4 protein-coding genes are annotated in these 6,403 nt (G+C 62.5%); 3 read left to right on the forward strand and 1 reads right to left on the reverse strand.

Going from position 1 to position 6,403, the window contains the following annotated elements:
• The first annotated feature begins 260 nt into the window (after window positions 1-260).
• The gene (locus tag ACFY9W_RS25815; RefSeq protein WP_391136640.1) at window positions 261-1,544 is read left to right on the forward strand and encodes a diguanylate cyclase; all 1,284 of its coding nucleotides are present in this window, start codon (window positions 261-263) and stop codon (window positions 1,542-1,544) included.
• 124 nt (window positions 1,545-1,668) lie between these two features.
• Window positions 1,669-3,447, forward strand: coding sequence for an acyl-CoA dehydrogenase C-terminal domain-containing protein (locus ACFY9W_RS25820; protein WP_391136643.1), 1,779 nt, complete (start codon window positions 1,669-1,671; stop codon window positions 3,445-3,447).
• A 368-nt stretch (window positions 3,448-3,815) separates the two neighbouring features.
• Here ACFY9W_RS25820 and ACFY9W_RS25825 read toward each other — a convergent pair whose 3' ends face one another.
• Complete coding sequence (locus ACFY9W_RS25825; RefSeq protein ID WP_391136646.1) at window positions 3,816-4,739, reverse strand: LysR substrate-binding domain-containing protein; 924 nt, start codon at window positions 4,737-4,739, stop codon at window positions 3,816-3,818.
• 210 nt (window positions 4,740-4,949) lie between these two features.
• On the opposite strand from ACFY9W_RS25825, the gene ACFY9W_RS25830 reads away from it, so the two are divergent.
• Window positions 4,950-6,230 carry an aminotransferase class III-fold pyridoxal phosphate-dependent enzyme gene (locus tag ACFY9W_RS25830; protein ID WP_391136649.1) on the forward strand — a complete coding sequence of 427 codons (1,281 nt, stop codon included), beginning with the start codon at window positions 4,950-4,952 and terminating at the stop codon, window positions 6,228-6,230.
• Window positions 6,231-6,403 lie beyond the last annotated feature (173 nt).

Genomic DNA, 6,403 nt, shown 5'->3' on the forward strand with positions numbered 1-6,403 from the left:
TTTATCGGTTGTACCGAAAACCCGCCTGCCCTCACCGGCAGGCGGGTTTTGTGCATTTTGAGGGCCGCTGTGCGGCCCATCGCCGGCAAGCCTGCTCCCACAGGATTGCGTAGCATTCAAGGCCTGGTGCAGTACCTGTGGGAGCTGGCTTGCCGGCGATGAGGCCATTCAATCCAACCGCAAATTCAACTGTTCATGTGCACTGCCGATGAAGTAAGGGCACAATGCCACCATCTGATCTGCCGGGTTGGAGATTACCCTTGTTTCGTTTTAATGCTGTTCGCGCAAGCCACTTTCTGCCATCGCTCGTTTTGTTGCTGGCAGGGCTCGCTGCGGCCTACGTGAGAGACCTCAGTGTCTTTTTCACATCGCTGTTCAACGTCCTGCCCACATTGGTTCTGTTGCTGGGCGGCGCCTACTGCGCGGTTTATCGCCGCCAGCGTGAGCTGTTCATGATGCTCACCGTGTACATCGCCTACTACCTGCTCGACACACAGACCGACTTCTACCGTGACCATGGCCGCGTGCGCGAGGACGCCGCGGTGATATTCCACCTCGTATGCCTGCTGCTCCCCGCGCTGTTCGGGCTGTATGGCGCCTGGCAGGAACGTACTCACCTGCTGCAGGACCTGGTCGCACGCGGCGCCGTGCTGTTCGCCGTAGGCAGCGTGGCAGTGGCGCTCGAACAAAGCTTCCCCGAAGCCCTGCTGACCTGGCTGGCGGAAATCCGCTGGCCCGCCCTGCATGGCCAGTGGATGAGCCTGATCCAGCTGGTCTACCCCTTGTTCATCGGCGTGTTCATCCTGCTGGTGGTGCAATACTTGCGCGCACCGCGGCCTCTGCACGCTGCGCTGATAACGGGCCTGCTGGGCATTTTCTGGATGCTGCCGCAAACGTTCATCCTGCCGTTCACCCTGAACATCATGTGCAGCCAGGTGATGCTGATGATCGCCGCGGCGGTAGCGCACGAGGCTTACCAGATGGCCTTCCGCGACGAACTGACCGGCCTGCCGGGGCGCCGCGCGCTGAACGAGCGCATGCAGCGCCTGGGGCGTAATTATGTGATCGCCATGACCGATGTCGACCACTTCAAGAAATTCAACGATACCCATGGCCATGATGTCGGCGACCAAGTGTTGCGCCTGGTGGCCAGCCGTTTGTCCAAGGTGACCGGAGGCGGCCGGGCCTACCGTTATGGCGGCGAGGAATTTGCCCTGGTGTTCGCTGGCAAGACGGCCGAGGAATGCGTGCCCCACGTGGAAGCGGTGCGCGAGGTGATCGCCAACTACGTGATGCACCTGCGCGACCAGAGCAACCGCCCGCAGGACGATACGGCCGGCCGTCAGCGGCGGGCGGGGAGCGCTGGTGGCACGGTATCGGTCACTATCAGTATCGGCGTGGCCGAGCGCCAGGCTGATCACCGCAACCCCGAAGCGGTGCTCAAATCCGCCGACCAGGCGCTGTACAGCGCCAAAGGTGCAGGGCGCAATTGTGTCATGGTGCATGGGCAACAATCGCAGCGTGGGGCAGTGCGTACCGCGTGACTGAAATAGACCATACGGTCCGTTGATGACCCTATGTCTCGTAAAAGTTGTTCGGTTACACTGCCAGTAACCCCAGTGTCGCGGTTCCCCGAGACCGCCAAGACCCGACTAGCGAGAGGTTGTCATGGCTGACTATAAAGCGCCGCTGCGCGACATGCGCTTCGTACTGAATGAAGTCTTCAACGTGGCCGAGCAGTGGGCGCAGTTGCCCGGGCTGGCCGACGTTGTCGATGCCGACACTGCCATGGCCGTGCTGGAAGAAGCCGGCAAGGTCACCGCCAAGTCCATCGCGCCGCTCAGCCGCGCCGCGGATGAAGAAGGTTGCCACTGGCACAACGGTGCGGTACGCACCCCAGCCGGGTTCATCGAGGCCTACAACACTTACGCCGAAGGCGGCTGGGTGGGCGTGGGCGGCGACCCGCTGTTCGGCGGCATGGGCATGCCCAAGGCCATTTCGGCGCAGGTAGAAGAAATGGTCAACGCCTCCAGCCTGGCGTTTGGCCTGTACCCGATGCTGACCGCGGGCGCTTGCCTGTCGATCAATGCCCATGCCAGCGAAGCGCTGAAGGAAAAGTACCTGCCGAACATGTACGCCGGCGTGTGGGCCGGTTCCATGTGCCTGACCGAGCCACATGCCGGTACCGACCTGGGCATCATCCGCACCAAGGCCGAGCCCCAGGCGGATGGCAGCTACAAGGTCAGCGGCACCAAGATCTTCATCACGGGTGGCGAGCACGACCTGACCGAGAACATCATCCACCTGGTGCTGGCCAAGCTGCCGGACGCGCCGGCGGGGCCGAAAGGTATTTCGCTGTTCCTGGTGCCCAAGTTCCTGGTCAACGAAGACGGCAGCCTTGGCGCACGCAACCCGGCCACTTGCGGTTCGATCGAGCACAAGATGGGCATCCAGGCTTCGGCCACCTGCGTGATGAACTTCGACGAAGCAGTGGGCTACATTGTCGGTGAGCCGAACAAGGGCCTGGCCGCCATGTTCACCATGATGAACTACGAGCGCCTGGGCGTTGGTATCCAGGGCCTGGCGTCTGCCGAACGCTCTTACCAGAACGCCGTGGAATACGCCCGTGACCGCCTGCAAAGCCGCGCCCCTACCGGCCCACAAGCCAAAGACAAGGCCGCCGACCCGATTATCGTCCACCCGGACGTGCGCCGCATGCTGCTGACCATGAAGGCGCAAATCGAGGGTGGCCGCGCTTTCTCCACCTATGTAGCCATGCAGCTGGACAGTGCCAAATACAGCGAAGATGCCGCCGTGCGCAAGCGCAGCGAAGAGCTGGTGGCACTGCTGACGCCGGTGGCCAAGGCGTTCCTCACCGACCTGGGGCTGGAGAGCACGGTGCACGGCCAGCAAGTGTTCGGCGGGCATGGTTACATCCGTGAGTGGGGGCAGGAGCAACTGGTGCGCGATGTGCGCATTACCCAGATCTACGAAGGCACCAACGGCATTCAGGCGCTTGACCTGATGGGGCGCAAGGTAGTGGCCAGCGGTGGGGCGTACTACCGGTTGTTCTCTGAGGAGATCCGCCAGTTCATTGCCAGCGCAGGCGGTGAGCTGAACGAATTTGCCAAGCCGTTGGCGGCCAGCCTCGACCAGCTCGACGGGTTGACCGAGTGGGTGCTGGAACAGGCCAAGGGCAACCCGAACGAAATTGGCGCAGCGTCGGTCGAGTACCTGCATGCCTTTGGTTACGTGGCCTATGCCTACATGTGGGCTTTGATGGCGCGGGCGGCGCAGGCGGGTGAGGGGGATGCGGCGTTCTATGCGGGCAAGCTGGGAACGGCGCGGTTCTACTTTGCGCGGTTGCTGCCACGGGTGGATTCGCTGGTGGCTTCGGTGAAGGCGGGGAGTGAGTCGCTGTACCTGCTGGATGCCGAGCAGTTCTAAGGGATCTTGGGGCTGCTTTGCAGCCCATCGCGACACAAGGCCGCTCCCACATTGATCGGCGTATGCAGGACCTTGTGGGAGCGGCCTTGCGTCGCGATGGGCCGCAGAGCGGCCCCATTCACGATGTATCTGCGAATGCTTCGCCCTTGTAAGCTTTTTCCTACACGACGTGGTGACTTTTCACCACTGTTCTCAGATTGGATCCACGGTTAATCTTTACCACATGGACGTTGCGCAGGAAGCGCAAAGGACAGATCAAGGAAGACGACGAAGGACCACCTGCCAGGATGGCGGGGCGATACGGATGTCACAGGGAAACAGTCTGGGAAACCCCGCTTCGGCGGGGTTTTCTTTGTGCGCGTGTTTTTTCAGGCCAGCACATCCAGCGCTGATGCCCCTGGCAGCCGGGCGTCAGTCTCTTCTTCCAGCAGCGTGCGCAGCAGCTCCACAGAGGCCTGCTGGCGCTGGGCATCGCGAAACACCAGGCCAACCTTCAGCGGCACCCGCGGCTCGCTCAATGGCTTCCACAGCAGGCCCTGGTCATTCTCAGCCGCTTCCTTGGCCCGCCCCGGCAGGATGGTCGCCAGCGCTGTGTGCGACAGGCTGTCGAGAATCCCTGCCATGTTGTTCATCTCCGCCTGCACGTGTGGCCGCCGCCCCTGGCTGGCCAACTGCGCCTGCCAGATCTGGCGGATCTGGTATTCCTCGCCCAGCATCAGCATGGGCAACTCGGCGGCCTGGCGGATGGACACCTTCTTGAAGTCCTTCAGGGGATGAGTGTCGGGGATGACCAACTGCAGCTCATCTTCATACAGCAACAGGCCGTGCAGCCCGGGCTGGCGTGGCGGCAGGTAACTGATGCCGATGTCCAGGCTGCCATTGAGCAGGCGCCGTTCGATTTCCAGCCCCGACAATTCATAGATCTGCACCACCAGGTGTGGCTGTGCCTTGCGTAGCCGTTCGAGCAACTGCGGCACCAGGCTTGGCCGCACGGTCTGCAATACGCCAATGGCCAAGGTACGCAGCGACTGCCCCTTGAAGTTGCGCATGGCCTCGTGGGCCCGCTGCAACCCGTCGAGCAACGGCAAGGCGTGGTTGTACAGGGTGTGAGCTGCCAGGGTCGGCAGCAGGCGCTTGTTGCTGCGTTCGAACAGGCTCAGGTCAAGGCTGTGTTCCAGCTGGCGGATCTGCTGGGAGAGCGCCGGCTGCGACAACGACAGGCGCTCGGCGGCACGGCCAACATGGCCCTCTTCGTACACCGCGACGAAATAACGCAGTTGGCGGAAATCCATAAGTAAAACTTATCGAAAATGCTGGAAAAACGAAATGGTCGAAAACCCTCGCGAAGCCTAGTCTATCGCCGTATTCCAACGGGTTACAGCGATGAATCGGTCGATTGTTACCCCGGATGAAAAACACTTTTGATAGGCAAGGCAAAATATCGAGTGCCGGCACCAAGACCGCACCGTTGCCGCCCTTTACCGTGATTGGCTGGAGCCCTGATGAACCTGTTCAACCTGCGCCGCTCGGCCCCTGCCGCTGTCGCCGAGCCCAAGTGTGCGCCGGTAATCGTGCCGCAAGTGCCCGAGTTGTCGCGTGATCGCCTGATGCCAAGTGCCGAGCGGGCCGAGCAGGTGTTTGTGCGGGGCCAGGGTTCCTGGTTGTGGGACAACGCGGGGCACGCCTATCTGGACTTCACCCAGGGCGGTGCGGTCAACAGCCTGGGCCATAGCCCCAGCGTGCTGGTGAAAGCGCTGGGCAACCAGGCCCAGGCGTTGATAAACCCGGGTTCGGGTTTCCATAGCCGAGGCCTGCTGGGGCTGGTCAACCGCCTGTGCCAAAGCACTGGCAGCGACCAGGCTTACCTGCTCAACAGCGGGGCCGAGGCCTGCGAAGGTGCGATCAAGCTGGCACGCAAGTGGGGCCAGCTGCACCGCAACGGCGCCTATCACATCATCACCGCCAGCCAGGCCTGCCATGGCCGCAGCCTGGGCGCGCTGTCGGCGTCCGACCCGCTGCCGTGCAACCGCTGCGAACCTGGCCTGCCGGGCTTCAGCAAGGTGCCGTTCAATGACCTGGCTGCCCTGCATGCCGCAGTGGATTCGCGCACCGTGGCGATCATGCTTGAGCCAATCCAGGGCGAGGCGGGTGTGATCCCCGCCACGCAGGAATACCTCAAGGGCGTGGAAACACTGTGCCGTGAACTGGGCATCCTGCTGATCCTCGATGAGGTGCAGACCGGAATTGGCCGTTGCGGTGCGTTGCTGGCCGAAGAAACCTACGGTGTGCGCGCCGACATCATCACCCTGGGCAAGGGCCTGGGCGGCGGTGTGCCACTGGCTGCCTTGCTCGCCCGGGGCACGGCATGCTGCGCCGAGCCTGGCGAGCTGGAAGGTAGCCACCACGGCAACGCCCTGATGTGCGCTGCGGGCCTGGCTGTGCTGGACACGGTGCTGGAGCCTGGCTTCTTCGCGCAGGTGCAGGACAACGGCCGCCATTTGCGCGAAGGCCTGAGCCGCCTGGCCGGGCGCTATGGCCAGGGCGCAGTGCGCGGTCAAGGCCTGCTGTGGGCCCTGCAACTGAAAGAAAACCTGGCCCGCGAGCTGGTGGCCGCGGCCCTGCACGAAGGCTTGCTGCTGAATGCTCCGCAAGCGGATGTGGTGCGTTTTTCACCGGCGCTGACCGTAAGCAAGGGCAACATCGACGAAATGCTGCTGCGCCTGGCGCGCGCCTTTGCCCGCCTGCATGCCCAGCAGCAGGCTCGCCGCGAAGTTCCGGCTTAGTGGCACGTTAAAGAATTCTACGAACCGTCTGGCGTTCCTGCGCATCGCCCCTGGCCTGTTTCATTCGGCCCGGGGCGTTTTTTTTTGGTTCTTCACGGAATCCCGGGAAAGACAGAAACAAGAACGCCGGTTTGATGGATGATGTTCGTGCGAGCAAACACATCAACAAACCG

It is taken from the genome of Pseudomonas sp. NPDC008258, from assembly GCF_042956345.1.
Classification (GTDB): Bacteria; Pseudomonadota; Gammaproteobacteria; order Pseudomonadales; family Pseudomonadaceae; genus Aquipseudomonas.